At 58.1% G+C, this 26,415-nt stretch carries 26 protein-coding genes; 17 read left to right on the forward strand and 9 right to left on the reverse strand.

The annotated features are described in order from the left end of the window. Positions 1 to 2 precede the first annotated feature (2 nt). Positions 3 to 659: a potassium channel family protein gene (locus ABS758_RS12055; RefSeq protein WP_350382885.1), complete on the reverse strand. Its 657-nt coding sequence runs from the start codon at positions 657 to 659 to the stop codon at positions 3 to 5. Between the two features lie 172 nt (positions 660 to 831). Between ABS758_RS12055 and ABS758_RS12060 the strand changes: the two genes are divergently transcribed. Continuing rightward, entirely contained in the window at positions 832 to 1,854 is a 1,023-nt protein-coding gene (locus ABS758_RS12060) for an alkene reductase (protein WP_350382884.1), read from the forward strand. 13 nt (positions 1,855 to 1,867) lie between these two features. Here the strand turns inward: ABS758_RS12060 and ABS758_RS12065 are convergent, their stop codons facing one another. Both ABS758_RS12065 and ABS758_RS12070 read right to left on the reverse strand, forming a co-directional pair. Continuing rightward, the gene (locus tag ABS758_RS12065; RefSeq protein ID WP_350382882.1) at positions 1,868 to 2,329 is read right to left on the reverse strand and encodes a GatB/YqeY domain-containing protein; all 462 of its coding nucleotides are present in this window, start codon (positions 2,327 to 2,329) and stop codon (positions 1,868 to 1,870) included. A 33-nt stretch (positions 2,330 to 2,362) separates the two neighbouring features. After that, positions 2,363 to 3,133, reverse strand: coding sequence for an NRDE family protein (locus tag ABS758_RS12070; protein WP_350382881.1), 771 nt, complete (start codon positions 3,131 to 3,133; stop codon positions 2,363 to 2,365). Between the two features lie 21 nt (positions 3,134 to 3,154). Between ABS758_RS12070 and ABS758_RS12075 the strand changes: the two genes are divergently transcribed. The 3 genes from ABS758_RS12075 (at position 3,155) to fabB (ending at position 5,498) form a co-directional block, all read left to right on the forward strand. Beyond that, entirely contained in the window at positions 3,155 to 3,610 is a 456-nt protein-coding gene (locus tag ABS758_RS12075) for a hypothetical protein (protein ID WP_350382880.1), read from the forward strand. A 146-nt stretch (positions 3,611 to 3,756) separates the two neighbouring features. After that, a complete protein-coding gene (gene fabA / locus ABS758_RS12080; RefSeq protein ID WP_417250857.1) occupies positions 3,757 to 4,269 on the forward strand; it encodes a 3-hydroxyacyl-[acyl-carrier-protein] dehydratase FabA in 513 nt (170 codons plus the stop codon). Positions 4,270 to 4,280: 11 nt separating this feature from the next. Next, positions 4,281 to 5,498 (forward strand): beta-ketoacyl-ACP synthase I, encoded by a 1,218-nt coding sequence (fabB, locus tag ABS758_RS12085; RefSeq protein ID WP_350382879.1) that lies wholly within the window; start codon positions 4,281 to 4,283, stop codon positions 5,496 to 5,498. An 88-nt stretch (positions 5,499 to 5,586) separates the two neighbouring features. Here the strand turns inward: fabB and ABS758_RS12090 are convergent, their stop codons facing one another. Together ABS758_RS12090 and ABS758_RS12095 are read right to left on the reverse strand one after the other, a co-directional pair. Then, positions 5,587 to 6,807, reverse strand: a complete 1,221-nt coding sequence (locus ABS758_RS12090) for a CynX/NimT family MFS transporter (RefSeq protein ID WP_350382877.1) — start codon at positions 6,805 to 6,807, stop codon at positions 5,587 to 5,589. Continuing rightward, positions 6,804 to 8,039 carry an MFS transporter gene (locus ABS758_RS12095; RefSeq protein WP_417276840.1) on the reverse strand — a complete coding sequence of 412 codons (1,236 nt, stop codon included), beginning with the start codon at positions 8,037 to 8,039 and terminating at the stop codon, positions 6,804 to 6,806. The genes ABS758_RS12090 and ABS758_RS12095 overlap by 4 nt, the downstream gene beginning before the upstream one ends. 187 nt (positions 8,040 to 8,226) lie before the next feature. On the opposite strand from ABS758_RS12095, the gene ABS758_RS12100 reads away from it, so the two are divergent. After that, positions 8,227 to 9,114: an urea transporter gene (locus ABS758_RS12100; protein ID WP_350382876.1), complete on the forward strand. Its 888-nt coding sequence runs from the start codon at positions 8,227 to 8,229 to the stop codon at positions 9,112 to 9,114. A gap of 27 nt (positions 9,115 to 9,141) precedes the next feature. Here ABS758_RS12100 and ABS758_RS12105 read toward each other — a convergent pair whose 3' ends face one another. The 4 genes from ABS758_RS12105 to ABS758_RS12120 form a co-directional block, all read right to left on the reverse strand. Continuing rightward, positions 9,142 to 10,833 carry a cbb3-type cytochrome c oxidase subunit I gene (locus tag ABS758_RS12105; RefSeq protein WP_350382874.1) on the reverse strand — a complete coding sequence of 564 codons (1,692 nt, stop codon included), beginning with the start codon at positions 10,831 to 10,833 and terminating at the stop codon, positions 9,142 to 9,144. Between the two features lie 13 nt (positions 10,834 to 10,846). Continuing rightward, positions 10,847 to 11,806, reverse strand: a complete 960-nt coding sequence (locus tag ABS758_RS12110) for a c-type cytochrome (RefSeq protein ID WP_350382872.1) — start codon at positions 11,804 to 11,806, stop codon at positions 10,847 to 10,849. Then, complete coding sequence (locus ABS758_RS12115) at positions 11,803 to 12,051, reverse strand: hypothetical protein (RefSeq protein WP_350382870.1); 249 nt, start codon at positions 12,049 to 12,051, stop codon at positions 11,803 to 11,805. Before ABS758_RS12115 ends, ABS758_RS12110 begins: the two co-directional genes overlap by 4 nt. Before the next feature lie 306 nt (positions 12,052 to 12,357). Further along, positions 12,358 to 13,266 (reverse strand): YicC/YloC family endoribonuclease, encoded by a 909-nt coding sequence (locus ABS758_RS12120; RefSeq protein WP_350382869.1) that lies wholly within the window; start codon positions 13,264 to 13,266, stop codon positions 12,358 to 12,360. 71 nt (positions 13,267 to 13,337) lie between these two features. Between ABS758_RS12120 and rph the strand changes: the two genes are divergently transcribed. The 12 genes from rph (at position 13,338) to ABS758_RS12180 (ending at position 26,302) form a co-directional block, all read left to right on the forward strand. Beyond that, positions 13,338 to 14,090, forward strand: a complete 753-nt coding sequence (rph, locus tag ABS758_RS12125) for a ribonuclease PH (protein ID WP_350382867.1) — start codon at positions 13,338 to 13,340, stop codon at positions 14,088 to 14,090. Next, positions 14,087 to 14,701, forward strand: a complete 615-nt coding sequence (gene rdgB, locus ABS758_RS12130) for an RdgB/HAM1 family non-canonical purine NTP pyrophosphatase (RefSeq protein ID WP_350382865.1) — start codon at positions 14,087 to 14,089, stop codon at positions 14,699 to 14,701. The genes rph and rdgB overlap by 4 nt, the downstream gene beginning before the upstream one ends. 12 nt (positions 14,702 to 14,713) lie before the next feature. After that, positions 14,714 to 15,934: a radical SAM family heme chaperone HemW gene (hemW, locus tag ABS758_RS12135; RefSeq protein ID WP_350382863.1), complete on the forward strand. Its 1,221-nt coding sequence runs from the start codon at positions 14,714 to 14,716 to the stop codon at positions 15,932 to 15,934. Positions 15,935 to 16,188: 254 nt separating this feature from the next. Beyond that, positions 16,189 to 17,601, forward strand: a complete 1,413-nt coding sequence (gene glnA / locus ABS758_RS12140) for a type I glutamate--ammonia ligase (RefSeq protein ID WP_350382862.1) — start codon at positions 16,189 to 16,191, stop codon at positions 17,599 to 17,601. A gap of 10 nt (positions 17,602 to 17,611) precedes the next feature. Next, on the forward strand, positions 17,612 to 18,565 hold the full coding sequence (glnL, locus tag ABS758_RS12145) for a nitrogen regulation protein NR(II) (protein ID WP_350382860.1): 954 nt from the start codon (positions 17,612 to 17,614) through the stop codon (positions 18,563 to 18,565). Beyond that, positions 18,562 to 20,100, forward strand: coding sequence for a nitrogen regulation protein NR(I) (gene ntrC, locus ABS758_RS12150; protein ID WP_350382859.1), 1,539 nt, complete (start codon positions 18,562 to 18,564; stop codon positions 20,098 to 20,100). Before glnL ends, ntrC begins: the two co-directional genes overlap by 4 nt. Positions 20,101 to 20,150: 50 nt before the next feature. Continuing rightward, positions 20,151 to 20,927 (forward strand): ferredoxin--NADP reductase, encoded by a 777-nt coding sequence (locus tag ABS758_RS12155; RefSeq protein ID WP_350382857.1) that lies wholly within the window; start codon positions 20,151 to 20,153, stop codon positions 20,925 to 20,927. A gap of 68 nt (positions 20,928 to 20,995) precedes the next feature. Then, a complete protein-coding gene (locus ABS758_RS12160) occupies positions 20,996 to 21,382 on the forward strand; it encodes a Rid family detoxifying hydrolase (RefSeq protein WP_350382856.1) in 387 nt (128 codons plus the stop codon). Positions 21,383 to 21,393: 11 nt separating this feature from the next. After that, positions 21,394 to 23,469: an ATP-dependent DNA helicase RecG gene (recG, locus tag ABS758_RS12165; RefSeq protein ID WP_350382854.1), complete on the forward strand. Its 2,076-nt coding sequence runs from the start codon at positions 21,394 to 21,396 to the stop codon at positions 23,467 to 23,469. A 13-nt stretch (positions 23,470 to 23,482) separates the two neighbouring features. After that, positions 23,483 to 24,439 (forward strand): LysR substrate-binding domain-containing protein, encoded by a 957-nt coding sequence (locus tag ABS758_RS12170; RefSeq protein ID WP_350382853.1) that lies wholly within the window; start codon positions 23,483 to 23,485, stop codon positions 24,437 to 24,439. Between the two features lie 96 nt (positions 24,440 to 24,535). Beyond that, positions 24,536 to 25,060, forward strand: a complete 525-nt coding sequence (locus ABS758_RS12175; protein WP_350382851.1) for a Dps family protein — start codon at positions 24,536 to 24,538, stop codon at positions 25,058 to 25,060. A gap of 120 nt (positions 25,061 to 25,180) precedes the next feature. Beyond that, positions 25,181 to 26,302, forward strand: coding sequence for a branched-chain amino acid ABC transporter substrate-binding protein (locus tag ABS758_RS12180; RefSeq protein WP_350382849.1), 1,122 nt, complete (start codon positions 25,181 to 25,183; stop codon positions 26,300 to 26,302). Positions 26,303 to 26,415 lie beyond the last annotated feature (113 nt).

The following is a 26,415-nucleotide window of genomic DNA, read 5'->3' on the forward strand; positions in this document are numbered from 1 at the left end:
CCTCAGCGCAACTTGGGCGCAGCCAGCTTAAGCTGCTGCAATGGCCCAAAGAGGATCAGCGTATCTTTGGTACGAAGCGTGAACTGCTCTGGTGGCTCGAGCGTTGTTTCGCCCTTGCGCTTGACCAGCAAAGCATGGATTTGGTCGGGAGGGTCTGTGGTCAGGGCATCACCCAGGGTTCGGCCATTCAGATGCTCGCTGGCTTCGAGCTCAACCACAAAATCACCGTTACCCAGGGCGATGTAGTCGTTGACCATGGGATAGCTGAGCACTTGGGCAATCCGGATACCCATTTCTTCTTCGGGATGAATCACCCGACTGACGCCCAGCTTGGTCAGGATCAGGTGGTGCGCACGAGAGGTGGCCTTGACCCAGACTTCGTGTACCCCCAGGGATTTCAGGTGCACAGTACACACCAGACTGGCCTGGAGGTCAGCCCCGATGGCGACCAGCACGACATCATATTGTTCGAGGCCCAGCTCGGCCAAGGCATTACGGTCGGTGACATCGGCAATGGCCGCGCGGGTAAGTTTGTCGGCCTGGAGGTCGACCACCTTGCTGTCCTGGTCGATTCCCAGAACAGAATGCCCCAGGCGCATGAGCTCGAGGGATGTGGCTGCACCAAACAGCCCTAATCCAATAACGGCAAATTGTCCCATGGGTCTCCTGCTGATGAGCGGTGCTTGAGTTATTGTGACAGATCACCGGGATAGCCATTATTGCAAAAATCTGGTAAAAACCCTGATAGATTTTTAAAAGCTTTTGATGTCCGGATGGTGCGTTGCAGCAAACTGTGTCGCGACTCTGGTCTCGTCGTACAAATCGCATGATATGACAAGTTTGCTTGATCCACTGCAGTTGGGCGATGTGTTGCTTCGCAATCGCATCGTCATGGCGCCGTCTGCCCGCATTCGGCCCGCACAGGGGCGGGTACCCAATGACATATTGCGCACCTATTATGCGCAACGCGCCAGCGCAGGTTTAATCGTTACTGAAGCCGCCTCGGTCTCACCGCTGGGTATCGGCTATCCCGACATGCCCGGGATCTGGAATTCCGCCCAGGTACAAGGGTGGCGCCGGGTAACCCAGGCCGTGCATGAGCGCGGCGGGCGAATATTTTTACGGCTATGGCACGCCGGCAGGGTATCGGATCCCGAGTACCTGTCTGGAGAAATGCCTGTGGCGCCCAGTGCCATTCCGTGCCGTGGTCAGGATCCAGAGGCAGAACACACAGAGCCCTGTCCAAATTACGTCGTACCCCGCAGCCTGCACATCAGCGAGATCCAGCGTATCGTGGCCGATTTTGACCAGGCTGCCCGATATGCCCGCCAGGCAGAGTTTGACGGTGTTGAGATCCATGCAGGAGACGGCTACCTGATCGATCAGTTCTTGCATGACGGTTCCAACTGCAGGCAGGACGAATACGGCGGTTCCCTGATTAACCGCAGCCGTTTCCTGCTTCAGATCGTGGACACCTGCATCGGTGTCTGGGGTGCGGGGAGGGTAGGCGTTCATTTATCTCCCCGTGGAGATCGCCACGATATGCAGGACTCCAACCCGGTTGCCCTGTATCGCCATGTAGGTCAAGCGTTGGGCAGCCGCCGGGCTGCATTTGTCTGCATACGCGAACGCCCCGGCAGCGACGCACTAACCCCGACGATTCGTCATGCGTTCAGTGGCGCCTTGATTCTCAATGAAGGGTACGACCTGCTTTCTGCCCAGCAGGCCATGCAAGCCCGCGAGGGTGATGCGGTGGCCTTTGGCCGGGCATTTGCATGTAACCCGGACCTGGTAGAGCGGGCCCGGGAGGGCCTTACCTTGCGCCCATGCACCGAAGCACTCTCGTTGGCTTAAGGCTTTTAACGGCCTAAGCAGCGAGGCGCGATTTTACTTTGGCCGACACGGCCGACATATCGGCACGGCCCGTCAGTGCGGTTTTAAGCTGGCCCATGATGGCACCCATGGCGGCGCCTCCTTGCAGCCCTTTTCCGGCAACCACAGCCACAGCGGCTTCGATGGCGGCAGAGATTTCTTCTTCGCTGGCTTCCTGAGGCAAAAACTCTTTCAGGATATCGAGTTCAGCGCGCTCTTGGTTGGCGCTATCGGTACGGCCAGCAGAGTCGAATGCCGCAATGGATTCTCGCCGCTGCTTGGCTTGTTTTTCGATGATGGCAATGATCATGGCATCATCGGGCTCAATGCGTTCATCTACCATTTTTTGCTTGATCGCTGCCTGCAGCAGGCGCAACGTCCCCAATCGTACGGAATCGTGCGCGCGCATGGCAGATTTGACGGATTCCGTAATTTGGCTTGCAAGGCCAGAGCTCATGAGAGTGTCCTGTGAATTAATAAAAAAGCCATTTTAACGAGGCAAACGCCAGTCGTGCCGATCTGTTGCCTGGCCGGCCGGATCATAGCTTTGCTCGCACAGCACCGTAGCGCCACTTGCATGGATGGCAATCACGCTGGAGCAGCGCGTGCCATATTCGGGGCTGACGATAAACGGACTGCTCAGCAGTTGCTCCATTTGCTGGCTCAGGCCGGTGGCAGGCAATTGCGTGGGCGACGCCTGGGTGACGTCATACAGACGAACAAAAACCTCTTCAGGCGCTGTGGCCCATTGCTCTGCGGGCCAGACATCCAGCGCGCCCTGCAAGCGTCGCACCTTGGGCCAGGCAGTATCCAGCAAGTGGTTGGACAAGACATGGGTACCAGGCGCAATCCGGTGAGGGCCCGCAACAGCATCCCTGTTGCTGAGATACCAGCTGCTGGCAAGGTCGCCGATGATCAGATTAAAACCTGCCCACCGCTGCCGGTGCGTCAAAATCTCTTGGCCATAGGCCTCGGGCGCCTGCTTGCCCAGCAAAAAATCGCGCACCAGCACGCCACGGGAAATGGCGTTGTCTGGCGCGGGAGTGCCAGGCTCACGGTAATTGGTCAGCAAAGCGTAACGGCCACCCGCGGCACACCCCAGCCAAGTACCCCCTGCTTGCAGGTCCTGGCCTGCAAGCAGCTCCGGATGTCCGGGCCAGGGCCCAGCGGCACGGGTGGGACGCGCATGGAACTCGTCTCTATTGGCTGCTACCAGCACCGGCCATTCGGGGTGACCCAAAGAAAGATAGGCGATACACATGAGCCGCAATATACTCGCCCCATGAAATCTCTGTACAGAATCCACCCGCATTGGGCGCATCGTGCGGCAGCCACTTTGGCTGCCTGCTTGCTGGGCTCGGGCCATGCCATGGCTGGCGACCCTGCCTGGACGCAGGATCGCACCAGCGAGGCCTTGCACACGGTTGGGCAGCCGGTATCGGTGGTCTTCAAGCCAGACGCAGCCGTGCAACTCAATATGCCCGTCAATGCAGTGGTCACGCATGTGTATGCTGCACGCCGGTTTGACAGCACGGCGCAGATCTCCACCCAGCTTTGCCATGGGCTTACTGGCGGGTCGTGTGTACCGCTGCAAGGCTCACACATCAACACAGGCCGGTTCGACGGGCAAGCGGCCACGGGGCCCTGGCGGCTGGTACACAAGGTATTGGGGTGGGGAAACGACCATCCACCCGTGTTCGTGCGCGATACGATCATCGTTTGGTACACCGCACCCTAGGCTCGTCAATGGTTCCCTGCCCGTCACCCGTGGCCCGGATAACAGCACGGAGTGCTCGGGTTATACTGTTAGGCTTACTTACTTAGAAGGCTTGCGTTCTGATATTTTTCAGGGCGTCTGGCACACCGGTTTTCAAACGGGGCATCATGGAAAAAAACAGCTACAGCTACGAAGAACTGCTGGCTTGCGGGCGCGGAGAACTTTTTGGCCCGGGCAATGCGCAGTTGCCCTTGCCACCCATGTTGATGTGCGACAGAATCGCCCACATCGACGATCATGGCGGCTCACATGGCAAAGGCGAAATCATCGCCGAGCTCGATATCCGTCCTGACCTCTGGTTTTTCGGCTGCCATTTCCAGGGAGACCCTGTCATGCCCGGGTGCCTGGGCCTGGATGCCATGTGGCAACTGGTTGGATTTTTCCTCGGCTGCTGTGGTGGCCAGGGGCGTGGTCGTGCACTGGGCGTGGGTGAAGTCAAATTCACCGGCCAGGTATTGCCTACAGCCCACCAGGTACGCTATCACATCGATATGAAACGCGTCATGATGCGCAAGCTCGTCATGGGCATCGCAGATGCCCGGATGGAAGTCGATGGCCACGAAATCTATGTGGCTCATGATTTGCGGGTGGGTCTGTTCACCCGTACAGACAACTTCTAGGAGGCCCGATTATGCGTCGTGTGGTCGTCACCGGCATGGGCATCGTATCCAGCCTGGGCAACAACCAGTCCGAGGTTCTCGACAGCCTACGCACCGGTCGTTCCGGTATTACCTACCAACCAGAGTACGCCGAACAAGGCTTGCGTTCCCATGTGGCGGGGTCCGTGCACCTGGATGCACTCAGTCAGATCGACCGCAAGCTCAGCCGATTCATGGCTGATGGCCATGCCTACGCCTGGCTGGCCATGCAAGAGGCCATTCAGGACGCTGGTTTGTCTGCCGACCAGGTATCCAATCCGCGCACAGGCCTTATCGTCGGCGCTGGCGGAGCCTCTCACTCCGCTATTCTCGAGGGCATCCAGACGCTCCGCGACAAAGGCGTTCGCCGTGTTGGTCCATACATGGTTACCAAGGCAATGGCCAGTGGAGTCTCGGCTTGCCTGGCTACGGGTGCCCAGATCAAGGGTGTCAACTACTCGATCAGTTCTGCATGCTCCACCAGCGCGCATTGCATCGGCAATGCGGTCGAGCAAATCCAGCTGGGCAAGCAAGACATCGTGTTTGCGGGCGGTGCCGAAGAAGAACATTGGTCGCTTTCCTTCATGTTCGACGCCATGGGGGCGCTGTCCACACGCTACAACGACACCCCTAATCGCGCCTCCCGCACCTACGATGCAGATCGCGACGGCTTCGTCATCTCCGGAGGCGGCGGCATTCTCGTGGTCGAAGAATACGAACACGCCAAGGCACGGGGTGCCAACATCCTGGCCGAAATCATCGGATATGGCGCAACCTCCGACGGCTACGATATGGTGGCACCATCCGGTGAAGGCGCCGAGCGCTGCATGCGCCAGGCCCTCGAAGGTGTTCAGGGCCCGATCGACTACATCAACACACATGGCACCAGCACACCAGTGGGCGATGTCAAAGAGCTCGAGGCCATTCGGGCTGTATTTGGCAACAAGCAGCCCTTGATTGCCTCCACCAAGTCCTTGTCGGGCCATGCGCTGGGCGCTGCGGGCGTCAACGAAGCCGTCTACACACTGCTCATGATGAAACATGGCTTTGTGGCCGCATCAGCCAACATCGATACCCTTGATGCAGCTGCCGAAGGGATGAACATCCTGCGCGAAACTGCCACCCACGCAAATATCCAAACAGCGCTGTCCAACAGCTTTGGCTTTGGCGGTACCAACGCAACACTGGTGTTCTCAAAAGCCACACTGTAGGCATATTTACAGTGTGTGCTTTTAGCCCCTAAAAAAAAGGCCTGCAAAATCAAATTGCAGGCCTTTTTGTTGGGGGCCAGTGGCCAAGCTAGGCATCATCGGCCGATGATCCCACAGCCACTGCCTTCACATACGCCGGGCGGCCTGCATACCAGCCGGCCAGGCCGGTCGTAAGCCCAAGAAACGCAAACAGGGCGCTGGTTACTTGAAAAGAACCTGCCCAGGCAAATAAGGCACCCACCAACAGCGGCCCGCTGGCTGCCAGTATGTAGCCAGTGGCTTGCGACATACTGGACAAATGGGCGGCCACATTGGCATCGCGCGAGCGCAAGACAATAAACATCAAGGCCAGTGCAAACAAGCCACCTTGCCCCAGCCCCTGCAATACAGCCAGCGGCCAGATTGCCCAGCGTGGGCCCAGCACCATGCCCATGAGGCCAAGCGTTGCCAGAGAGGTAAGCCATACGGCCAACCCACGCTGGCTGTGAAACCGCATGGCCAACCACGGTGTGACCAGACAAGACACTACTTGCAGAAGTAAAGACACCGAGGTAACCAGGCCGGCCTCCGTGCCGCTGAGTCCGCCTGCGCGCAAAATGGGCGCCATCCAGCCCAGTACGCAATACGCCAGGGCGGACTGTAAACCCATGAACAACGTCACGGCCCATGCCAGGGGATCCCGGTATAAGCCCCTGACCGGAAAAATATGGCGCCCATTGGATGAGCGCCCGCCTGCCCGAATGGCGACGGGTGACCACACCAGGGTAGCCAACAATGCAGGCACTGCCCAAAAGGCCAGCCCCCAGGACCAGTGCTCTCCGAACCATTGCGCCAATGGCAAAGTGCTGGCTGCTGCCAGCGACGCGCCGCCAACCAGCGAAGTGGTATACAGACCTGTCATCAGAGCAGCTTTGTCGGCAAAATCACGCTTGATCAGGCTAGGCAACAGCACATTGCCAACCGCAATACCGGCACCTGCCAGGCCGGTGCCCAGAATCAGAACACTGGTGCTGACAAAACCACGCAGGCCAACCCCCAGTGTTATCAGTGCCAACACCAGCAGCAACGTGCGCTCGACCCCAATGCGCTGGGCGATGCGTGGAGCAAGCGGTGCGAAAACACCCATGCACAACACCGGCAAGGTGGTGAGATACCCGGCCGTTGCAGCACTTAAGTTCAGGCCGCGGATGATATCCGGCAACAGCACTGCTGTACTGGAAAAAAGAGGCCTCAGATTAAACGCAAGCAAAAGCAGTGCGGCCGCCACCAGCACACGGCCCAGGAGCTTTTGGGTGTGGTCAGACCTCATGCAGATTGGCGCCTCATATCCGGCAGGAAAAACGCGGCCAGGCCCAGCAGGGGCAGATAGGCACACAAGTGATACACAAATGCAATGCTGGTGAGATCAGCCAGCTTGCCCAGCACCGCTGCACCAATACCAGCCATGCCAAAGGCCAGGCCATAAAACAGCCCGGATACAGTGCCGGTTTTGCCCGGCATCAGCTCTTGCGCATAAACAATAATGGCCGGAAATGCGGAAGCAATCATGACGCCTGCGCAAAACACCAGGATCAGGGTCCATTGCAGGTTGACGTATGGCAAGGCCAAAGAAAACGGCGCCGTGCCAAGAATTGAACCCCAGATGACGCGCTTGCGGCCAATGCGGTCTCCGACCGGGCCACCCACCAGCGTACCCGTAGCTACCCCGGCCAGAAACACAAATAGAGAATACTGGGCTTGCTGGATATCCAGCCCAAAACGATCTATCAGGAAAAATGTGAAATAGCTGTTGAGACCGGCCAGATAAAAATACTTGCTGAAAATCAGCAAGAGCAAAATCATCAGCGCACCACGCACCTGACGATCAGCCAGACCGTTATCTACCTTGCCCAAAGAGCTGCGCCCCCGCACAGATGTCAGGTTGGCCGCATACCAGCGGCTGACACCAATCAGGATGCAGATGCCCAGCAGCGCAGCCAGGGACACCCAGGCCACGCTACCTTGCCCACGGGGCACAATCAAAAGGGCGGCCAACAAGGGGCCAATAGACGAACCTATATTGCCACCCACCTGGAAGATGGATTGGGCCAAACCATGGTGGCCGGCAGACGCCATGCGTGCCACCCGCGAGGACTCTGGGTGAAACACTGAAGACCCGGCTCCCACAAGAGTGGCGGCCAGCACGACCAGAGGAAAGCTCCAGGCCTGTGACAGCAGCAAAAGCCCACCGCAGGTGAAACTCATCCCGATAGGTAGGGAGTAGGGCAGAGGCTTACGATCGGTGAAGCGCCCCACCAGCGGTTGCAGTAGAGAAGAAGAAAACTGGAAGGCGAGGGTGATGAGACCAACCTGTACAAAGCTGAGATCGAAACGGCCTTGCAGCACAGGATAAATAGCCAGCAGCACCGACTGCATCATGTCGTTGAGCAGGTGGGTAAAGCTGATGGCACCCAACACTGGAAACGCAACCCCCGGCTGCGCAGCCGGGGGCTCAGGGCGAATCATGGGTGCCGCGGCACTGGAAGCGAACGTGGTCTTCATGAAAAATCCGTGAAAGGGCGGATTCGATTGATTGTACGCTGATGTATCAGGCCATGCCCCGCCGGGTACCCGGCGGCTGGGCGTATGAGCACCATATGCAAATTGTGATCCACCAGATCGCCGACTGCAGTAGCATTGCGGTCGCAATATCAAACCCGCGACAGGACAGTCTCAGAGACTTCACAAAATGACGGCCATTTTGCTTTGGATAATTTCTCGTGTCCGCACCGCCGTGCAAGATACGCTGCGGGGTATCGGGCAAATTTTTTTGCAGCCACACGCGGGGGCAGGCCTGTGCTTTCTGTTGGCGGTCTTCGTTCAGTCTCGGATGGCTGCCCTGGCTTGCCTGCTGGGTGCGTTGACGGCCACAGCCTACGCGGCTGTCTTTTATCCCGCACCCGCCAGAAGAGCCGGGCTGTACGGGTATAACAGCGGGCTTATCGGCATTGGTGTTCTGGTGGCTCTCTCGCCCTCCGCACTATCCTGCCTGCTGGCCACGACACTGGGCATTATCGCCACCATTTGCTCACATCACTGGCGCAAGACACATACGCTTTCGCCGTATACCGCTCCCTTTATCGCCACTATCTGGCTGGTATTGGCTATAGCACCTTGGGCTGGATGGCCACCTGCACAGGCATCAGCGCCGGCCACCTTGCTTGCCGATCACTGGGGCATTACAGCCGGCGTCCTGCGAGGGGTGGCACAAGTTCTGTTTATGGATCACCCGGCATCCGGCTTGCTGTGCGTACTGGGGCTGGCCTGGGCAAACCCTTGGACGGCTGCTCGAACTTTGTTTGTCTCAGCGCTGATGATGGCATCGGCATGGGGGCTCGGTTTTCCGCTGGATCCCATTCTCATGGGCTTGTATGGCTTTAATGCAGTGCTGGTTTCCGAGGCACTGCACCAGGCACAGCCAGGGCGTTGGCTGCTGTGGACAGTTGGCATCCTTTTAAGCTTGTTGCTCATGCGGGGATTTCAGCAACTGACGATTCCCGCCTTAACCGCCCCGTTTGTTTTGAGCACCTGGGTGATTGAAAAAGTGGCCTCGAGACGCCGCCACGGCGACATCTGAGGCCACTGTTCTGGTGGGTAATTTATCTTATGACGTGACTTGCGCCATGGCTGGTGAGGCCTCCGGGGCAGCAGCAGGCTGGGGGCGTGTTTGCAAAGATGCCAGGAAGCGCCATACAAACAGCAGCGTAATCAGCAAGAGGCCTGGATAACCGATGCCTGCCAGCACGTACGGGATAGTGGGATCTCCCTTGGACACCGCATCAAGGTTGAAACTGAGCAAACCCATGGTGATGATGGCTCCAAAAATCCACATCCCCATCAACCAGAGGCTGGCTTCGGACCCCTTAAGCGCCGAGCCCCAACCAGCCCTGGGTGCCGCATGCAGGCGCGGCTCGGGGACTACTGCCGAAGGCTGCCGCAAACCCAAGGTAAGCAGGTCATAGACCAGCAGGCCTGTGCCCACTGCAAATACCAGACCGAAGATCGGGATCAGCACTTTATAAAACTGCATGGCTGGAAATACTTCTCCGCCAAACCAGTTCAGGCCCATGGAGCGGTACAGAAACACCTGGATGGTGCCGCCAATGGCAAAGGCAAAGGCAATGCCCAGCATACCGGTGAGAACCAGCCAGAAAGCCACCCGTCCCAGGCGTTGGTCGAAAGACTTGACGCCGCGCAACAGGGGAACGGCATAGTAGGCTGACGCGATACCCAGCATGCCAAAGGTGCCAAACATCGCCAGATGTGCGTGACTGGGCGTCACCCACGTGCCATGCGACCAGACGTTGGTCAGCGCGAAGGTCATGGTGAAACCGAGAATGCCGGCACCCACTTGTTCGAGCACCACAGAGCCCAGGATAAAGTAGAACGCAGGGGCATTGGCCAGGGGTTTGTTGTCCTGGTGAGCATCCAGGTAAATATGCCAGAAGCAAAATACCAGAGGCAGGGGCTCGAGGGCACTGAACAAAGAGCCCCAGAACTGCCAGAAGGCAGGGGTGCCAATCCAGAAGTAATGGTGCGCATTGCCGATCAGGCCCGAGAGCCACACCAGAGCCACCCCCCAAAAGACGGCATACCCCACGGACTTCACATCCGCCTTGAACATCAATACCAGCAAGAACCCCACCAGGCTGATGTGGATGACTTCCCAGACGCCTTCAACCCAATAATGAACAACATACCAGCGGAAATACTCCTGGAGGTCAAGGCGATCAATGAAAAACACTCCAAACAGCCAGACAAAGGTAAGTGCCGTCACACCGATGGCCAGCCCCCAGTGGATTTCGTTCCATTCGCGACGTGGGGGAAATGTGCGCAACACCACCCACGCCAGGATTGCAAAGCCAATGAAGATCACAACATCAGCAGCACGGCCGGCTTCGAGGTACTCCAACCCCTCTTGCAGCCAGGGCTGACCCGCCCACCAACCGGCCACGCCGTCCGCCGCCAAGCTTTGCGTGGCGACATTCCAGACAGTGACGATAATCAGTGCATAAAACAAGATCTGAATCAGCCACGGAGCCGCGAGCTCACGTTTGGAGAGCAGGGGCCCAATAAACAAAATGGTGCCGATAAAACCCGAGAGAATCCATAGAATCCCCAGATTGGTGTGCTCGGCCCGCAAGATATTGAAATTGGCAATCCCTGCCAGCAAGGTTGGATCGACGTGCTGGGTGGCAATAATCAAGCCAAACAACATCTGAAACAGAAACAGCACCAGCATCAGTAGGAAAAACCGCAAACTGAGCCGTTGAGTACGGTATTCGATTTTGATCATGACGGTTTCCCCATTAAAGGCTGCGCAGATAAGCCACAATGGCTTGCATGTCGGATTCACTGACAAGCGTGTCATAAGGTGGCATTACGTGAGGTGGATAACCTTCGACGACCTGCGCATCCGGGGTGCGGATCGACCGAACCAGATAGGCGTCATCGGCCACCACGCTTGTGCCATCCGCCAGCGTGACCTGGCGACCTGACAGCCCGCCCCACCCAGGCCCAACCAGACGCTTTTGGTCGGTGGCGTGACACGACACACAACCCAGGCTATTTACCAGCTGCTTGCCAACAAGCACCGGATCCTGTGCAGCATCCACGGCAGGTGCCTGGGCAGATGTGCCAGAGACAGGGCCTGTGGCAGCCTGGGCCTGAGCGGCCAATGCCACTGCAGGTAAGCGGCGATCAGGATTGGGCTTGGGCGGCCAGCCCTCGGTGTTTAAGGCAGAGGTGTATTTGAAGAAGGCAATCAGCTGGGTGATTTCGGTGGCGCTAAGCGGCAGGTTTGGCATCAGTGTGTGCTGCCCGCCACGCTGGTGGATCCGCTCGACGGCACCCGGATAGCGTTTCAGGTAGTCGGTGATTTCTGCCGTCCCCGCATCCTTTTGCACCATGGCATTTTGAAGCTGGACCTTGACTGCAGCCTCAGTGGGCCAGCCCCCGGCAGAGGGTAAAAATGCACTGAGCCAGGCGGGGCCCGCGTCTTCGTAGATATTGGTTAGATCCGGCGCGAAATAAGCACCGTTGCCAACGATGGTGTGGCACCCCATGCAGTTGTATGCCTGGAACACCCGTTTACCCATCACCGCGTCGGCGTCGCCATAATAGGTGTTGTTGGGAATTGCCTGTTTGTGAGAGGGCACAAACGACCAGACAGACAGCAGTAAAAATACAATCAGCATCAGGGCAAGTACTGCAAGCGCCACATGACGTTTGGCCCCTTCGCGGCAATCGGTTCCGTTGGCGCAGCTCATGATTGGCCCTCCTTGGAGGAATCTGCCTGACGCGTGAGGGCATCATGCTGAAAAAGCGTACGCAGACAGCCTAAAAACACGTAAAAAACATAAACAGCCAAGACAAACCCCAGCACCATGTAGACTCGCCACATGCTAGGGGATTCGGCCCAATAACTGAAACTGCGCCAGTATGGCCAAGACAGCAGCACACTGACCAGACCAGCAAGGGCAGACAAGACCACGTCAATGAGGCGCTGCGCCATGTAGTTCTCCCAAGTAGGTTGAGCGGCAGACTCAGTCTAGGGAGCAGCACCGCAGCGCGGGTGGATATCCTTACTCACGTATCGAAAACCAATCGTTTCTAATAGTTGTCGTCTTGATACGGACGTTGCATACAGGGCTTTAGCTGAGCGTAAATCATTGCCAAAGCAAGGGGCCGGCAGCAGCCTTGCTGAAAGGCTCTCGGATATATGTTGGAATTTCCTTAACCTGCATCAATAATTACATGAAACAGGGACTTTCCATGAGCGGTACCAACTCAACCCCACCAAGGGCGGGAGCAGTCTGTGCTACTCGATATTTTGCGCCTGCTCACGCATCTGCTCAATCAGCAGTTTGAGGTCGATGGCCGCCTCGGTAACCGTCAACGCAGCGGCCTTTGATCCAAGGGTATTGGCTTCGCGGTTCATCTCCTGAAACAGAAAGTCCAACCGCTTGCCACTCCCCCTGCTGGCAGAGGTGTGTCGGCCGTGCAGGATGTCGCGCAGTTCTTGTAAATGCGATTGCAGACGGGTGAGTTCTTCGGCCACATCTACCCGCAGACCAAACAGACTGGCCTCCTGGGCGATACGGGCTGTGAGTTCTGCCCCACTGATGGCTTCAAAACCTTCGGGGCTCGCTGCCAGCAAGGCATCACGCAGACGTTGTGCCACGCGTGCCTGATGCTGGCGCACAAACTCGGGGAGTTCGGCCTCAACCCGCTTGACCAGCACGTCCACTTCATCGGCCATTTGCAGCATGGCCTGGGCCAACCGGGCTCCTTCGCGCTCGCGGGCAGCCTGAAACTCTTGCAGCGCCTGAGCGCACGCCTGATCGCTCAGCGTTTGCCAAACATCCGGATCCAGCCCCAAACGGGCCACGCCTTCACGCGGCAGCTCTGCCAGTGAGGGCGCTGCGAGATCGGGAATATAGCGACGGGCAAACTCTAGTTGCTTGGCCAACACCTGCACAGCCGCCTCATCGATGGGGCGTGGGGCATCGGTGGCATTGGCGCTATAGCTAAGCCGGATTTCGATCTTGCCCCGCAATGCAGTACGACTCACTGCGTCGCGAATTGAGCCTTCTGCAAAGCGGAGGTCTTCTGGAATCCGGAGATTGAGATCCAGAAAGCGGTTATTGACACTGCGGATTTCAACCGATAGGGCACCAGGTGCGGACTCCAGGCGGCTGGCTCCATAGGCCGTCATACTACGAATCATCTGCGTGCCTTTCTGATTCTCTACAATAAAGAACATATTGTAGTCTGGCTCATGATCCTGGAAATTCTCACATGTCCTCCACACCCGCTGTCGTACCTGCCTCCCGTTCTGCCAACCGCGCACCTGACGCCCTGCGCCCTGTGCAACTGATCACCGGGTATACGCGCCACGCTGAAGGCTCGGTACTGGCCTGCATGGGCGAGACACGCGTACTGTGCACCGCCAGCGTGCTCGACAAAGTACCGCCTTTCCTCAGGGGAAAAGGGCAGGGCTGGGTAACCGCAGAATACGGCATGCTGCCCCGTGCCACCCATACCCGGGGCGACCGCGAAGCAGCCAGAGGCAAGCAAAGCGGCCGTACACAAGAGATCCAGCGCCTCATTGGCCGCAGTTTGCGCGCAGTCTTTGATCTTGCCGCCCTGGGCGAGCGCACCCTGCAGCTGGATTGTGACGTACTGCAGGCAGATGGTGGTACGCGCTGCGCCAGCATTACCGGTGCCTGGTTGGCAGCCGCCTTGGCCATCAAGGGCCTCAAGGCACAAGGGCTGGTATCAGGCGAGCCACTTATCGGGCAGGTTGGGGCTGTGTCCGTTGGCCTGGTCAACAAAGTACCCATGCTCGATCTTGATTACGTCGAGGATTCCGGCTGCGACACGGACATGAACGTCGTCATGACAGACACAGGGGGGTTCGTCGAAGTGCAGGGAACAGGCGAAGGCGGCAGCTTCCAGCGCAAAGAGCTCAATACACTGCTCGACCTCGCCGACCACGGCATTCGTCAGCTTATTTTGGCGCAGCAGCAGGCACTGGAGGCCGCGCAATGAGCCGTGTTGTTCTGGCATCCAACAACCCTGGCAAACTGAAAGAATTCTCCCTCAGCCTGACGGCTGCAGGCATCGAAATGGTGCCACAGGGCGAACTCGGCGTCAGCGAGGCTGAAGAACCCTTTGACACCTTTGTCGAAAACGCGCTGGCCAAGGCGCGACACGCCAGTCGTATCACAGGGTTGCCGGCACTGGCCGATGACTCCGGCCTTTGTGTCTCCGCTCTGGGGGGGGCTCCGGGGGTACATTCGGCACGCTATGCCATGGCCGCTGACGGCAGCCGCTCCGACGCTGCCAACAACGCGCACCTGATCGCCGAGATGGCAGGCCACACCGACGCCCGCGCCGCTTACGTGGCCGTACTGGTCTATCTGCGTAGCGCACTAGACCCACGCCCCATCGTGGTAGAAGGCATCTGGGCCGGCGAAGTGCTCTCCGCACCGCGCGGGCACAACGGCTTTGGCTACGATCCCTTATTCTATTTGCCCGATCTGGGCATGACTGCCGCCGAGCTGCCGCTCGAACAAAAGACCATGCTCAGTCACCGCGCACGGGCACTTCGGGCGCTGCTGCAAGCCTTGCGGGGCGAATCCTTCAACTCAAAATCCTGAGCACACCTGGCCATGAAGAAACTGGTACCTGTTCCGCAAGAAGAAGAACACGACGGCCGCCCTGGCGTCAGGGGCCGCCCGGGCCTGGTGGCCTTGCCACCGTTGTCCATCTACATTCACGTGCCCTGGTGCGTGCACAAGTGCCCGTACTGCGATTTCAACTCCCACGAACGAAAGGGCGGAGAAATCCCCGAGCGCGAATACCTGCAAGCCTTGCAGGCAGATCTCGAGCAAGCGCTACCAGATGTCTGGGGCCGGCAGGTATCCACTGTCTTTTTTGGCGGTGGCACACCAAGCCTGCTGTCTGCCGACGCCATCGATCAGATCATCGGCCTGCTGCGTGCCACACTCAGCTTGCCCCCCGACACCGAGATCACACTGGAAGCCAATCCCGGTACCGCGGAGGCTGCCCGGTTCCAGGGGTATGCACAAGCCGGCGTCAACCGGATCTCTCTGGGTATTCAAAGCTTCAATGATGACAAGCTCCGGCGCTTGGGGCGCATCCACGATGCCGCCCAGGCGCGTGCGGCCATCGAAATGGCTCAACGCGCCGTCAATCGCGTCAACCTCGACCTCATGTTTGCACTGCCGCAACAAACGCTTGCCGAATGCGAGCGCGACATCCAGGAAGCCCTGTCATATGACACAGGCCATTTGTCGCTCTACCATCTGACGCTTGAGCCCAATACTGTTTTTGCCAAGTATCCGCCACCGGTACCTGGTGACGAGCTCAGCGCCACCATGCAGGATCGCGTGGCCGAACTCGCACGAGCCGCGGGCTTTAATCGCTACGAGGTTTCCGCCTATGCCCGCCCCGGAGAGATCTGTCAGCACAACCTCAATTACTGGCAATTTGGTGATTACCTTGGCATTGGGCCCGGGGCACATTCCAAGATTTCATTTCAAAACCGGATCATCCGCCAGGCGCGTGCCCGGATGCCAGATGCATGGATGCGTCTCGCGGAGGCGCGCACGGGGAAACACATTGTCGAAGAGCGCACGCTCAAACACGAAGATCTGGGCTTTGAGTTCATGCTCAACGCATTGCGGCTCCGTGAAGGTGTCGAGGGTGGTTTGTTTATCGAGCGCACGGGCTTGTCATTAATGTCGCTTCTGCCGGACATGCGCCGCGCAGCCGAGCGCGGTCTGCTAGAGCCAGGGCTTAACCGTATCCAGGCCACCCCGCAAGGCTGGCGCTTCCTGAACGATCTCCAAATGGAGTTCCTGCACTAAGTCTTTGCGCTTCGCTGCACAACCCTGCAACAAAATGGAGCATGAATAGTTATGCGATGCACCATTTTGGTGCCAAAATACATTTTCTTGGCATGCAATGCACTCATTCGCTGCAGGACATGCCCGTTTTTAGCGGTGTCAGGGTTGAAGCAATACCTGGCATGAAGCTTGCTTGTAGGTTTTGGTACTGGCACCACAAGCTGCCGTGTATTTTTCAAGACAATATCTTTTTCCCATTTGGCCCAGGAGCCCGTATGTCTACCCCTGAAAACGTCGTCCACATGATCTCAGAACGCGAGGTTGCGTTTGTAGATTTCCGGTTCACCGATACCATGGGCCGGGAGCATCACCTTACGGTACCCGCCGGCCTGGTTGACGAAGATCGCATGGAGGCCGGCGTGGCCTTCGACGGTTCGTCCTTGCCAGGCTGGAAGGGCATCGAGGCATCCGACATGCTTCTGATCCCCGACGCGACAACTGCCCGTATGGATCCGTTTCGCGAAGAAAACACACTGATTCTTACCTGCGATGTGGTCGAACCCTCCGATCTCAAAGGATACGACCGCGACCCGCGCTCCCTCGCTCGTCGCGCCGAAGCCTATCTGAAATCCAGCGGCCTGGGCGATACGGCCTATTTTGGCCCCGAGCCCGAGTTCTTTGTGTTCGACGGCGTCAGCTGGAACGCCGATATGTCGGGCAGTTTTGTCAAAATTCATTCCAACGAAGGCGCCTGGTCCAACGCAGATGACGCCAACGGCACCAATCTGGGCTACCGGCCTGCCATCAAAGGCGGTTACGTACCCGTGTCCCCGATCGATTCATTTGCAGATATCCGCTCCGAGATGTGCCTGCTGATGGAACAAATGGGTGTGCCGGTCGAAGTCCATCACCACGAAGTCGCCAACTGCGGCCAGCTCGAAATCGGCACGCGGTTCTCCACACTGGTTCAGCGCGCCGACTGGACGCAAACCATGAAATACGTGATCCGTAATGTGGCCCACGTTTACGGCAAAACAGCCACCTTCATGCCCAAGCCCGTGGTGGGAGATAACGGCTCCGGCATGCACGTACACCAATCCATCTGGAAAGACGGCCAAAACCTGTTTGCAGGCAACGGCTACGGTGGGCTGTCCGAGTTCGCACTGTACTACATTGGCGGCATCATTCATCATGCCAAGGCGCTCAACGCAATCACCAATCCGGGCACCAACTCATACAAGCGTCTGGTGCCTCACTATGAGGCCCCCGTCAAGCTGGCTTACTCAGCCCGCAATCGCTCGGCATCCATTCGCATTCCCTATGTCAGCAATCCCAAGGCACGGCGTGTGGAAGCCCGCTTCCCCGACCCTCTTGCCAACCCTTACCTGGCCTTCTCGGCCCTGATGATGGCAGGCCTGGATGGGGTGCAAAACAAGATTCACCCCGGCGACCCAGCAGACAAAAACCTCTACGACCTGCCGCCCGAAGAAGACGCCAAGATCCCGACGGTCTGCTCTTCACTTGAGCAAGCCCTCGAGGCTCTCGATCGTGACCGGGATTTCCTCACGCGAGGTGGTGTATTCAGCAACGACCTGCTGGACGCCTACCTTGATCTTAAAGAGTCCGAGCTCAACCGTCTGCGCGTCACCCCGCATCCTGTTGAATTCGACCTTTACTACACTTTATAAGCAGGGCATCTTGGATACGCCCGGGCTCGACTGGCTGCAGACAGCAGTGCTGCTGCTGGATGAGTCCGGGAAAATCATCTGGATCAACAGCGCCTGCGAGGATCTACTGGGCTTGTCTGCCCGCCAGCTGACGGGTCAATTGGCAGCCCCCATTCTCAAGAGCTTCCCGCATGTTCTAAAAACATCTGCTCCTGGGCAGCCCTGGGCAAGCATTATCGAGATCCCGGTGCACCAGGCAGGCCAACTGGATGACCAGCAACAGGCGCTGGCCGAACGGGCGGCTCAAAGAGAGACCATGCGCAATCTTGCACATGAAATCCGTAACCCGCTGGCTGGTTTGCGGGCTGCCGCCCAGCTGCTGGACATCGAACTCCCCGACCCAGGACTGAAGGACTACACCCGGGTCATCATCCAGGAAGCGGATCGCCTGGCAGATCTCGTCACCCGCTTGGTCTCACCGCAACACCAGGTGCTCGACCGCCAATACTTCAATATTCATGAAATCTGCGAACGCGCATTGGCACTGGCTGGCCTGGAGTTCGGCAGTGCCCTGAAAATCACCCGGGATTACGACGCCTCATTGCCAGAACTGCTGGGTGACCGAAACCAGTTGATGCAGGCCATCTTGAATATTGTACGCAATGGCGCACAGGCAGCCTCAGAGTCGCCTGATACACCAACACCCACGATTGGCATCCGCACACGTATTGTCCGGCAACCAGTGTTGCTGCAGGGGCGGCACCGTCTGGGCGTTTTGGTGTCCATCGAGGACAACGGGCCAGGGGTGCCCGACATGCTGCGCGACAAGATTTTCCATCCTTTGGTCACCGGAAGAGCTACAGGCACGGGCCTGGGACTCAACCTGGCCCAAGAATGCGCCCATGCACACGGTGGGGTGCTTGATTATGATTCTGAAGCCGGGCACACCGTATTCCGTCTTCTGCTGCCTGTGGGTACCTCATGAATACTGTCTGGATTGCCGACGATGAACCAGGCATGCGCTGGGTACTGGACCGCGCCCTGAAAATGGCAGGCTGGGAGGTACGCAGTTTCGAAACCGGCACCGCGTTGCTTGATGCCCTTGGCCAGGCAGGTACCAACCAGGTGGGGCAGGTACCAGCCGTACTGGTGTGCGATGTGCGGATGCCCGGCCCAGACGGCTTGGCCGTCCTGACAGCCGTACGCCAGCAGTATCCACAACTGCCGGTCATCCTCATGACCGCCTATACGGATCTCGAAACCACAGTGGCCGCTTTTCAGCAAGGGGCATTCGACTACCTGGCCAAGCCATTTGATATTCAGACGGCCGTCGATCTCATCTCCCGTGCAGCGCGTTCGGCGGCGGGAATTCATAGCGCATCAGCACAAAAAGATGCGCCGGGCGGGCTGCTGGCCAATAAGACCGCACCACACATCAGTGGCGATGGACCAGAGACGAAAGACACCCTCCTGCCTTCCCAATCACCTGCCATGCAAGAGGTTTTTCGGGCAATTGGCCGCTTGGCACGCACCAGCGCCACCGTTCTGATCACAGGCGAATCGGGTACTGGCAAAGAACTGGTGGCACACGCCTTGCACCAGCACAGCCTGCGCGCTCAAGGTCCTTTTGTCGCCGTCAACGCCGCAGCAATTCCCCACGACCTGCTTGAGGCCGAGCTCTTTGGACACGAGCGTGGAGCATTCACCGGGGCGGTACAGGCACGCCGTGGACGCTTCGAGGAGGCCCATGGCGGCACGCTGTTCCTGGACGAAATCGGTGATATGCCCGCAGACCTGCAGACACGCCTGTTGCGGGTTCTGGCGGACAACAGCTTTTACAGGGTTGGTGGGCGCGGTCTGATTCAGGTGGATGTGCGCATCATCGCGGCCACGCACCAGCCACTTGAAGAAAGGGTGGAAGCAGGGCTGTTTCGTGCGGACCTGTTCCATCGGCTCAACGTTATCCGGCTACGCTTGCCTGCCCTGCGGGAGCGACCCGAGGACATTCCCGAATTGGCCCGGTGTTTTCTGTTGCAATCTGCCGCCAGTCTGGGCCTGCCACCCAGATCACTGCATCCGGACGCCCTGCAGGCATTACAAAGGTTCTCGTACCCAGGCAATATCAGGCAACTGCAAAACATCTGTCAGTGGCTTACCGTCATGACAGCCAGCGCTTTGATTACCCTCGAAGATCTGCCACCAGACGTGTCCGGGCAGGACCACCTTGCCAAACCAGCCACTGGCACTTTATGGCAGCAAGCGCTCGAAGCTGAGGCCCGTGCCCGGCTGAAAGCCCCAGGGACCCCGACCATGGTGTCGCTGCAACAGGAAATCGAGCGCCTGCTGCTGGCCACCACCCTTGAGGTCACAGAAGGACGCCGCGGCAAAGCTGCCGAGTTTTTAGGCATTGGACGCAACACGCTGTCTCGTAAATGCCGCGAATTAGGCCTGGATTTTCCGGACAGCGGCGCAACATCCGCAAAACACGACAGGCTAATGGGCGAGCCAACAGGCAAATAGTCTAAAATCGGTATTCTTGCTTTTATTTTCTTCAAAATCCGGTTTTATTCATGGCTGCCTTTGTTTCCGAACACGTCCTCAGTGTGCACCACTGGAACGACACCCTGTTTTCCTTCAAGACCACCCGGGATCCCGGACTACGGTTTCATAATGGCCATTTTGTGATGCTGGGCCTAGAAGTAGAAGGCAAGCCGCTGATGCGCGCCTATAGCATCGCCAGCGCCAACCACGAAGAAAATCTCGAATTCTTCAGCATCAAAGTACCAGACGGGCCACTTACCTCGCGCCTGCAGCATCTGCAACCCGGAGACGCTGTACTGGTCAGCAAGAAACCCGTGGGCACGCTGGTGGTTGACGACCTCAAACCCGGACGACATCTGTACCTTTTTGCCACCGGCACCGGCCTTGCACCATTTCTGAGCATCATCAAAGACCCCGACGTCTACGAGCGCTTTGAAAAAGTTATTCTGATGCACGGGGTGCGCTTCACCAGCGAACTCGCCTACGCGGATTACCTCACCCGAGACTTGCCCAACGACGAGTTCCTTGGCGAGCTTCTGCGCGACAAGCTGATTTACTACCCCACAGTTACCAGAGAACCCTATGTGCGCCAGGGCCGGCTCACTACGCTGGTGGAAACCGGCCAGATATTCCAGGATATCGGGCTTCCGGCCCTGGACCCCGCCCGCGACCGCGCCATGATCTGTGGCAGTCCGGCCATGCTTAATGACATCCGTTCCATGCTTGATGCCCGCGGGTTTGTGGTATCTCCAGGCGTAGGCGAACCTGGCGACTACGTCTACGAACGCGCATTTGCAGAAAAATAAGCCATCTTTTATTTTTGGCTATTGATCTGTAAACTCTGATAGTTATGTAATTCTTTCAGGGAAATCCCATGAGCAAGGCCATCGTACACACAGACTCAGCACCTGCCGCAGTGGGGCCATACTCACAGGCCGTTGCAGTGCCGGCTGGACAACTCGTCTTTCTGTCCGGCCAGATTGGTCTCGAGCCCGGCACCGGAGAACTCGTCTCGGAAAACTTCGAAGGGCAGGTACGCCAGTCTTTTGCCAACATGCAAGCCGTCATCGAAGCCGCAGGCGGCACACTCGACAATATCGTCAAACTCACCCTGTTTCTGACTGATCTCAGCAAATTCGCCAGTGCCAATGCAATCATGGCCGAGATCATCCCCCAGCCGTACCCGGCACGTTCTACTTTGGGCGTCGCCAGCCTGCCCAAAGGTGCACAATTCGAGGTAGAAGCCGTTCTGGCGCTTTAAGCTACCCGTTAATGGCATCACGGACGGTGGCAGCCGGCAACTCCCGCACGGTAAAGTCAGGTGCCAAGACGCCTGCTGCACAGCAGGCCAGGCTATTTCAACGCCTGGGGCTAAACACCGCAGCAGACTTTATCGTCCACTTGCCCCTGCGCTACGAAGACGAGACCCGCATCACGCCAATCGCACAGGCGCAGGGTGGCACGCATGCCGTCTTCGAAGGCGAGATCCTGGACAGCCATCTGCGTACACAACCCCGACGCGAACTGCACGCCACACTGGCGGATGATTCGGGACGCCTCGCGCTACGCTGGCTACACGTATACCCCGGCCAGCTGTCACGCGTACCGCCGGGCAGGCGTGTGCGTGTGCGCGGTGAGATCCGCATGGGCTACCAAGGGCCGGAGCTTGTGCATCCGCTTTTGACAGAACCCAACACACCGCTGCCACAGACCCTGACGCCGGTATACCCAACCACCCAGGGGCTGTCTCAGGCAAGCTTGCGCAAGGCCATCGCCCGCGCACTTGACAGCACCAATCTGCAAGACACCTTGCCGGCAGCCTTGTGCAAAGAATATCAACTGGCAGACTTCGCGACATCCCTGCGATTGCTGCACCATCCAGGGCCGGACATCTCTCTATCGTCACTGGCCAACCACCAACACCCCGCCTGGCGGCGTATCAAATTTGACGAACTACTGGCTCAACAACTGGCACTGGCAGATGCCCGGGCCGCCAGACAAGCTCAGATGGCCCAACCCTTGCGGCAAAAGCAGACACTAAGCAAGCAACTGCTGGCCTCGCTGCCGTTTACACCCACGGACGCGCAACAACGCGCCATCAACGACATACAGGCCGACCTGTCCCAGCCTCACCCGATGCATCGCTTGCTGCAAGGTGATGTCGGTAGCGGCAAAACGCTGGTGGCCGCCTTTGCAGCTGCGCAGGCGGTCAACGCCGGGGTGCAAGTAGCCGTCATGGCACCCACAGAGATCCTGGCCGAACAGCTATGGCGCAAACTCTCCGAATGGTTTGAACCTCTTGGCGTGGCGGTCACCTGGCTCACAGGACACTTATCCACTGCCGCCCGGCGCGACGCCATGCAGGCCATCTCCTCTGGGGCCGCGCAGATTGCTGTGGGCACACAGGCACTGATTCAGGATAAAGTCCAGTTTCAACGCCTCGGGCTTGTCATCAGCGACGAACAGCATCGCTTCGGCGTCGGGCAACGGCTGGCGCTCAGCCGCAAGGGTGATAACCACACAGTACGACCGCATCAGCTCAGCATGAGCGCCACGCCCATTCCCAGAACCCTGGCCATGGCGTTTTTTGCGGATATGGACGTTTCGGTGATCGACGAGTTGCCCCCCGGCCGTAAGCCGGTTCGAACCCGCCTGTTTGCCAGCGAACGGCGCCATGAGGTTCTGGCTCATGTGGCGACAGCAGTGCGCCTGGGCCAGCAAGCCTATTGGGTTTGCCCGCTGGTTGAGGAAAGCGAAACCTTGCAGCTGCAAACCGCAGTGGATACCTGGCAGCACTTGTGCGCGGAGCTGCCCGACCTCGATATCGGCCTGATGCACGGCCGCTTGCCTGCAGTCGAGAAGGCCGAAACCATGCGGCGTTTTCGTGCCGGTGAAATCCATTTGCTGGTAAGCACCACCGTCATTGAGGTAGGCGTGGATGTACCCAACGCCAGCCTGATGGTCATCGAACACGCCGAGCGTTTTGGTCTGGCCCAGCTTCATCAACTGCGTGGCAGAGTAGGGCGGGGCGCCCAGGAATCCACGTGCGTCCTGCTCTATCATTCACCCCTCTCCGCCATCGCACGCGACCGCCTGCGCGCCATGTACGAAACCACAGACGGCTTTGAAATCGCCCGCCGGGATCTGGCGCAACGCGGTCCGGGAGAACTCCTCGGCATACGGCAATCCGGCCAGTTGCTGATGCGCTTTGCAGACCTCAACGCGGACGAAGATCTCCTGGATCAGGCCCGTACGGCCGCCCAGACCCTGCGCACGGATTATCCGGAACATGCCCGCGCACACCAGCAACGCTGGATGGCGGGAGCCACTCAATACCTCAACAGCTAGCAAGAGGACTCGTATGACGCTGACAGAGCTTAAATACATTGTTGCCGTTGCCCGGGAGCGCCACTTTGGCCGGGCGGCAGAGGCGTGCTTTGTCAGCCAGCCAACCCTGTCGGTCGCCATTCGTAAACTCGAAGAAGAGCTCGGCGTCGTGCTCTTCGAGCGTGGCGGGGCCGAGATCGGCATCACCCCAGTTGGCCTGAAAGTAGTGACGCAAGCCCAAAAGGTGCTGGAAGAAGGCGCCAACTTGCGCGAGATTGCCCGCCAGGGGCACGATCCGCTGGAAGGGCCCTTGCGGGTCGGCATCATTTACACCGTAGGGCCGTACCTACTGCCTTATCTGGTGCCCGAACAGATTCGTCGCACACCACAAATGCCCTTGCTCCTGCAGGAGAACTACACCACCCGTCTGCTTGAACTGCTGCGTCAGGGAGAAATTGACTGCGCCATCGTGGCACTACCTTTGCCGGAAACGGGCCTGGCTCAATGCGCACTGTATGACGAACCCTTTTTTGTAGCCTTGCCTCACCGACATCCCTGGGCCAACGAAACCAGCATTCCATCGCAGCGCCTCAAAGAAGAAACCATGTTGCTGCTGGGTGCCGGCCACTGTTTCCGCGACCAGGTTCTTGAAGTATGTCCGGAGCTTTCCAGATATTCAGCAGCCAGCGAGGGCATTCAACGCACATTCGAAGGCTCATCCCTCGAAACTATCCGGCACATGGTGGCGGCAGGGATCGGAATTACCGTGATGCCCGCCAGCGCGATCGAGGTACAGGGATCCGAAAGCAAATTGCTGCGATTTATCCCCTTTGACCCGCCCGCGCCCGATCGGCGGGTGGTACTGGTCTGGCGCAAAAGCTTCCCCAGACTGGCGGCCATTGAAGCATTGGCCGAGGCCGTCCGCCATTGCAAGATGCCCGGCGTCGGTTATTTGGACGAATCCGTGTCCTCCGCAGTATTAGTGAATTAACGGATTGCAAAGGTTTCAGTTTTTCGCACACCCTTGTATTTTGTGCCCTTGTCCCCATGTTATTGTGTAAGCACATCGTCTAAAACGGAGTATTTCATGGCAAAAGCATCTAAAAAGACATCAACCACACAAGCTCAAACCAGCCCCTCCGGATTGCCCATCGACATTGGCATCTCTGACAAAGATCGCGCCGCTGTGGCCACAGAACTCGCCCATACGCTGGCAGATTCCTACACCCTGTATCTGATGACGCACAATTTCCACTGGAACGTCACAGGCCCCATGTTCAGCACCCTGCACCAGCTGTTCATGACGCAATACACAGAGGCCTGGCAGGCACTGGACGCCATCGCCGAACGCATCCGGGCCCTGGGCCACTATGCGCCAGGTACCTACGCCGAATACGCACGCCTGAGCTCAATCGCCGAGCCCACCTCAGTGCCCAATGCCCAGGACATGATTCAGATGCTGGTTTCAGGCAATGAAGCAGCGGCCAAGACCGCCCGCAAGGCATTCAAGATTGCCGACGCAGTCAACGATCAACCCACCGCCGACCTCCTTACCCAGCGTCTGGACGTCCACGAAAAAAATGCCTGGATGTTGCGCAGCCTGCTGGCATAAACCTTCCGGCACGCATCCGGGTGCTGCCTTCCAAATAATCTCGGGAAAACCCCCGTACGTGACATGATCCGTCACACGGGGGTTTCGTGTATTCTTTCTGGGTCTTTCAAAGGAGGTTGTATGAACATTCGCTTGACGCCGACAGTTGCCACAATAGGGCTGGTTGCCGGCATGATGATGTCTTCCGCGGCGACCGCTGACACAATCAAGATCGCCATCGCGGGGCCTTATACCGGGGCACTGACGCAATATGGCGATATGGTCAAAGAGGGCGTAGATACAGCAATCGAGACCATCAATGCAAACGGCGGCGTGCTGGGCAACAAACTCGAGGCAGTCGTCATGGACGATGCCTGCGAACCTAAACAAGGCCCTGTCGTTGCCAACCGTGTGGTCAACGAGCAAATCCACTACGTCGTAGGACATGTGTGCTCGGGTGCCACCATAGCAGCAGCACCGGTCTATAACAACGAAGGCGTGGTCATGGTGTCACCATCTGCCACTTCTCCGGCCGTCACTGATGGCAAAAACTACGACATGATCTTCCGCACCATTGGTCGCGATGATCAACAAGGCCCCGCGGCTGCCGCGTTCATTGTCAGCAAGATCAAACCCAAAGCCGTCGCCGTCCTGCACGACAAGCAGTCCTATGGTCAAGGCATCGCTTCCGCAGTTAAAGCCGATCTCGAAAAAGCCGGCGTAAAAGTCGTCATGTTCGAAGGCATCAACGCGGGTGACAGTGATTATTCCGCCGTGATCACCAAGCTCAAGGCTGCCGGTGCAGATTTTATTTACTACGGCGGTTATCACCCCGAAATGGGCCTGCTGTTAAGGCAAGGTGCCGAACAAGGCCTGGAAGCCAAGTTCATGGGTCCCGAAGGTGTGGGCAATCCTGACATCAACGCAATTGCCGGTCCTGCTGTCGAAGGCATGCTCGTCACACTGCCTGCCGACTTCACCACCGATCCCGCCAACGCGGCTGTGGTCAAGGCATTCAAAGACAAAAACCGTAATCCAGGTGGGGCATTCCAGCTCACCGCCTACGCTGCAGTGGATGCCATCGTGGCAGGTATCAAGGGTGCGGGCAAAGACGACCCCACCAAGGTAGCCGCCTGGCTTCATAGCAATTCCGTCAAAACACCAATTGGCAACATCTCCTGGAACAAACAGGGCGACTTGAAATCCTTCAAGTTTGATGTGTTCACATGGCACGCTGACGGCTCGAAGACAGTATTCAAGTAATCCTGGCTTCATGCAGTTAAAACAAGGCCCTCATTTTGAACTGACCCCCAAAAGTTGGACAGTCGAGGGTTAAGTGGCCAAGGCCTGATTTCGGTATTGAACCGGACTCAGGC

It is taken from the genome of Castellaniella sp. FW104-7C03 (assembly GCF_040276085.1).
Classification (GTDB): domain Bacteria; phylum Pseudomonadota; class Gammaproteobacteria; order Burkholderiales; family Burkholderiaceae_B; genus Castellaniella.

Coding starts and splice junctions, on each gene's coding strand:
- ABS758_RS12060 (WP_350382884.1), top strand. CDS start 832: ATGACAAGTTTGCTTGATCCACTGCAGTTGGGCGATGTGTTGCTTCGC.
- ABS758_RS12105 (WP_350382874.1), bottom strand. CDS start 10,833: ATGATCAAAATCGAATACCGTACTCAACGGCTCAGTTTGCGGTTTTTC.
- ABS758_RS12180 (WP_350382849.1), top strand. CDS start 25,181: ATGAACATTCGCTTGACGCCGACAGTTGCCACAATAGGGCTGGTTGCC.
- ABS758_RS12170 (WP_350382853.1), top strand. CDS start 23,483: ATGACGCTGACAGAGCTTAAATACATTGTTGCCGTTGCCCGGGAGCGC.
- rdgB (WP_350382865.1), top strand. CDS start 14,087: ATGAGCCGTGTTGTTCTGGCATCCAACAACCCTGGCAAACTGAAAGAA.
- ABS758_RS12070 (WP_350382881.1), bottom strand. CDS start 3,133: ATGTGTATCGCCTATCTTTCTTTGGGTCACCCCGAATGGCCGGTGCTG.
- hemW (WP_350382863.1), top strand. CDS start 14,714: ATGAAGAAACTGGTACCTGTTCCGCAAGAAGAAGAACACGACGGCCGC.
- rph (WP_350382867.1), top strand. CDS start 13,338: ATGTCCTCCACACCCGCTGTCGTACCTGCCTCCCGTTCTGCCAACCGC.
- ABS758_RS12075 (WP_350382880.1), top strand. CDS start 3,155: ATGAAATCTCTGTACAGAATCCACCCGCATTGGGCGCATCGTGCGGCA.
- ABS758_RS12055 (WP_350382885.1), bottom strand. CDS start 659: ATGGGACAATTTGCCGTTATTGGATTAGGGCTGTTTGGTGCAGCCACA.
- ABS758_RS12115 (WP_350382870.1), bottom strand. CDS start 12,051: ATGGCGCAGCGCCTCATTGACGTGGTCTTGTCTGCCCTTGCTGGTCTG.
- ABS758_RS12100 (WP_350382876.1), top strand. CDS start 8,227: ATGACGGCCATTTTGCTTTGGATAATTTCTCGTGTCCGCACCGCCGTG.
- ABS758_RS12120 (WP_350382869.1), bottom strand. CDS start 13,266: ATGATTCGTAGTATGACGGCCTATGGAGCCAGCCGCCTGGAGTCCGCA.
- glnA (WP_350382862.1), top strand. CDS start 16,189: ATGTCTACCCCTGAAAACGTCGTCCACATGATCTCAGAACGCGAGGTT.
- ABS758_RS12160 (WP_350382856.1), top strand. CDS start 20,996: ATGAGCAAGGCCATCGTACACACAGACTCAGCACCTGCCGCAGTGGGG.
- ABS758_RS12110 (WP_350382872.1), bottom strand. CDS start 11,806: ATGAGCTGCGCCAACGGAACCGATTGCCGCGAAGGGGCCAAACGTCAT.
- fabA (WP_417250857.1), top strand. CDS start 3,757: ATGGAAAAAAACAGCTACAGCTACGAAGAACTGCTGGCTTGCGGGCGC.
- ABS758_RS12155 (WP_350382857.1), top strand. CDS start 20,151: ATGGCTGCCTTTGTTTCCGAACACGTCCTCAGTGTGCACCACTGGAAC.
- recG (WP_350382854.1), top strand. CDS start 21,394: ATGGCATCACGGACGGTGGCAGCCGGCAACTCCCGCACGGTAAAGTCA.
- ABS758_RS12095 (WP_417276840.1), bottom strand. CDS start 8,039: ATGAAGACCACGTTCGCTTCCAGTGCCGCGGCACCCATGATTCGCCCT.
- ABS758_RS12090 (WP_350382877.1), bottom strand. CDS start 6,807: ATGAGGTCTGACCACACCCAAAAGCTCCTGGGCCGTGTGCTGGTGGCG.
- ntrC (WP_350382859.1), top strand. CDS start 18,562: ATGAATACTGTCTGGATTGCCGACGATGAACCAGGCATGCGCTGGGTA.
- fabB (WP_350382879.1), top strand. CDS start 4,281: ATGCGTCGTGTGGTCGTCACCGGCATGGGCATCGTATCCAGCCTGGGC.
- ABS758_RS12065 (WP_350382882.1), bottom strand. CDS start 2,329: ATGAGCTCTGGCCTTGCAAGCCAAATTACGGAATCCGTCAAATCTGCC.
- ABS758_RS12175 (WP_350382851.1), top strand. CDS start 24,536: ATGGCAAAAGCATCTAAAAAGACATCAACCACACAAGCTCAAACCAGC.